At 37.7% G+C, this 3,318-nt stretch carries 5 protein-coding genes; 4 read left to right on the top strand and 1 reads right to left on the bottom strand.

Translation table 11 applies throughout. The features are described 5' to 3' along the window. Nucleotides 1-73 precede the first annotated feature (73 nt). The gene (tnpA, locus tag DNK84_RS06120) at nt 74-391 is read right to left on the bottom strand and encodes an IS66 family insertion sequence element accessory protein TnpA (RefSeq protein WP_119342808.1); all 318 of its coding nucleotides are present in this window, start codon (nt 389-391) and stop codon (nt 74-76) included. Between the two features lie 129 nt (nt 392-520). Here tnpA and DNK84_RS06115 point away from each other — a divergent pair, with 129 nt between their 5' ends. The 4 genes from DNK84_RS06115 to DNK84_RS06100 are packed head-to-tail and all read left to right on the top strand — an operon-like array spanning nt 521 to nt 3,229. Beyond that, nucleotides 521-1,222: a class I SAM-dependent methyltransferase gene (locus tag DNK84_RS06115; protein ID WP_119343669.1), complete on the top strand. Its 702-nt coding sequence runs from the start codon at nt 521-523 to the stop codon at nt 1,220-1,222. 24 nt (nt 1,223-1,246) lie between these two features. Further along, nucleotides 1,247-1,747: a dCTP deaminase gene (locus tag DNK84_RS06110; protein ID WP_119343668.1), complete on the top strand. Its 501-nt coding sequence runs from the start codon at nt 1,247-1,249 to the stop codon at nt 1,745-1,747. Then, nucleotides 1,744-2,295 (top strand): dCTP deaminase, encoded by a 552-nt coding sequence (dcd, locus tag DNK84_RS06105; protein ID WP_119343667.1) that lies wholly within the window; start codon nt 1,744-1,746, stop codon nt 2,293-2,295. Before DNK84_RS06110 ends, dcd begins: the two co-directional genes overlap by 4 nt. A 43-nt stretch (nt 2,296-2,338) precedes the next feature. Then, complete coding sequence (locus DNK84_RS06100; protein WP_119343666.1) at nt 2,339-3,229, top strand: ATP-grasp domain-containing protein; 891 nt, start codon at nt 2,339-2,341, stop codon at nt 3,227-3,229. The last annotated feature ends 89 nt before the right edge of the window (nt 3,230-3,318 follow it).

Below are 3,318 nucleotides of genomic sequence, written 5' to 3'. Positions count from 1 at the left end.
CTGAGATAAACCCAAAGCGGATAAGCCATCGATACTTTTGCGCATATCCACCGGAAAATTGGCCAGGTAAATCTCATGTGCCGGCGTTAACATCACAAGGTACCCTTAATGTGATCCCAAATGGCAAATCAATTTCAATCATGCCTTTTTGTTTTGCCGTATTTGCATCGATATGAAAAGGAATAAAACCAGAAGGGGCATGAGGTGGGCTTGTGTCATCCTTTGTTACCTTAATGCGCGGTTTAAGCGCACCTTCTGCAATGAATTTGGTACGCCATTTGGAAAATGATGCTTTGGATACTTCCTGTTCCTGGCAGAATTTATCCTGTGTTAGCCCTGAGACTTCCCAATCCCTAATAATTGATAGCCACTTGATTTGCGTTTCTGTCATCGTCTGTGCTCCATATTTGTGAATAAACAACAACAGTATGATTAAGAACAAACGCCTTTACTAGATGGGGTTTATGGAGCGGTTACAAATGTTCCACCTGGCGCCTATTCTACGCTCACAAAATGGAGAATAAACTCTAATATAAACTCACAATCACATATTCTGGAGGTTGCGTGTACGACGGGGTTTTCTGGGATAAACCTTGTTAAAGAGAGTGGTTGTACAGGGGTCGGTGTGGATATATGTGCTGCTTCAGTTACAAGAGCCAAGCAAAATTGTCAGTTGGAGAACTTAGAAAACAGATTGCATTTTAAATGCGAGGATGCAGTACAGTTTCGTTCTGAGAAAGCGTTTTCGCACATCATAGTTGGTGCTGCGTTAGGTTTCTTTCCAAACCCAAAATTAATGATTGCAAACATGGAGAAACTGTTTTCTGATAATGGGTATTTATTGGCATCACCTTTCTATGTAACAAAGAAAGTTCCTGATCGCCTTATTAGTGAGGCTAAAAAAATATTTGGGATGACTCCAACAGTAAAAAGTCGCAAACAGATTATGCAGCTTTACAGAGGTTTTGATGTATTGTTTGAAGATAGATTGGAGCCGGAACCAGAAACTGAAGGAGAGCTTAAGCATTACTGCCAATCAACTATAGAGAGAGTATGTCAAGAGAAAGGGATAACGCGGGATGCACTTTATAATGTCATGTACAAAAGGCTCTATGAAATTAGAGAAATGTCAAATTATTTACGTGAATATCAAGAGTATTCAGTGTTAGTTCTAAGGTATGATCGTAATACTTACCCAAAGCGATTTGTTGAGTTATTCTGAATTTTAAAAGGCATAGGAGTTGAAATGATTCTAACAGGTGATCAGATAGTAAAGTCAGTTTGGGAAGGGGATATCTATATTTCACCTTTTGATTACACAAGAGTTAATCCTAATAGTTATAATTATTTGCTTGGGAATAAGTTGAAAGTATATAAAGGTATTGGAGACGATGGTCAAAATATTTTTGAAGAAATAATGCTTGATGATTCTGGGTACGTCTTACAGCCAGGTACTATGTACCTTGGAGTAACTCATGAAACAATAGGAAGCAGTCGTTACGCAATGTCTCTTATTGGAAGAAGCTCCATAGGACGGTATGGCTTGTTTTTGCAGATTTCAGCTAACTTAGGACATACTACCTCATCGCATAGGTGGACGCTGGAGCTATATGCATGTATGCCCATACGTTTATATCCAATGATGCCCATTGGACAAGTGTCATTTTGGAACAACCTGGGGGAAATTCGTTGCATGGGGAAAACTTATGCTCGTTTTAATGATCCGCAAGAGAGATTTGGCAGATGATATTAACAGGATTGAAGATTTCAGAAGAAGTTATGAAGGGGAATATTATCATTAATGATTATAATCCAGCTCAAATTAGTACAAATTCCTACGACTTGAGACTGGATAAACAGTATATTCAATATACAGAAAGCGTAATAGACCCAAAGAAAAAAGTTGAATTTGAAGTCAATGAGATCCCCGTGACGGGGCTACACCTTAAAGCTGGAGATTTTATATTAGCAAGCTCATTAGAAACAATTGGCAGCACAAAATATGTCCCCTTGATTCATGCTAAATCAGGCACAGCAAGGTCTGGGCTATTTGTCCACATTACAGCTGACCTAATTGATATAGGCTCAGTAGGAAACGTAACATTTCAACTATATGCGACAGTGCCGACTATTTTGTATCCTGGTATGTTGCTTGCTCAGGTTACATTTTGGAAACCTATGGGAGAGATTGTGCTCTATGATGGGAAATACCAGAGCTCGAAAGGACCACAACCATCGAAAACGTATTTGGACTATGTAAGTACAGAAAGCTCTTTAGAAAAAAGTTCAGCGTAGCCAAAAATATTTAAATCAAATAATTAAATTAAGGTTTTAAAATATGCAAAATATATTAGTGCTCTTAGATGCTGTGCCTGGTACGAATCTGTGTATAAAAAATGATGTAGTGAGATATTTCGGTCAAAAACCATTATTTAGCACAGCTTCTGTCCAAAAATCAGTTTTCTACGAGACGGAGATCGTGAGCTTGGGTCATTTTGATGACCAGGTTTATAGAATATCTGAAGTAATTGAGAGTGTGCAAAATACAATGGGAAGCGCTATATGTGTTGTGTCTGGTTCTGAAGCTTCCGTTTATACTGGCGCTCATTTAAGAACCAAATACGGTATACCAGGCCTTCAAGAAAAACAAGCAGTATTTTTCAGAAACAAATATAAAATGTATGAGCATGCAAAAAAATGCAGAGGGTTAAAGCCAATTGAAACTTATCAGCTTAGTGAGGCAGCTATCTTAAGTAATAACAATGAAATGATGGTTATCAAACCAAAGGAGATGAGTGGAAGTATTGGAGTTCTTATTGGAAAATTTGCGGATATTAGCAAACATGTTAACTTGATTTCACCTTTAGAAAATAAACATGATTATATTATTCAACCAAAAATAGAGGGTGAAATTTGGCATATTGATGGGATCTGGGCACAAGGATCTAGTTATTTTGTTGCAAGTCAATATGTTAGCACCCCAACAAAGTGGCGGATGCGTGAAAGTTGTTATGCATCACTTAGTTTAGAATTATCCGTTTTTCAGCATGACTTGATAGAGACTTTCTTAAAGGATTATTTTTCCAAGCTAAATATTGATTTTACCCCTTTTCATTTGGAAGTGATCAATAGTAGTGAAGGGCTGAATTTCCTTGAAATTGCTGCCAGACCCGGCGGTGGTCCAATATCAGATGCATTGGAAGCCAGGGTAAACGCATCTAAATCCTAGTATTTATCTGGCCTACTGCTGGAATATAGTGCATCTTATCAGTTATAGCAAACTAAGTATCAATTTAAATTATTATGGATAGTGTTTTC

This window comes from Facilibium subflavum (genome assembly GCF_003574485.1).
GTDB lineage: Bacteria > Pseudomonadota > Gammaproteobacteria > Francisellales > Francisellaceae > Facilibium > Facilibium subflavum.
This window is presented reverse-complemented; position numbering and strand designations above follow the sequence as displayed.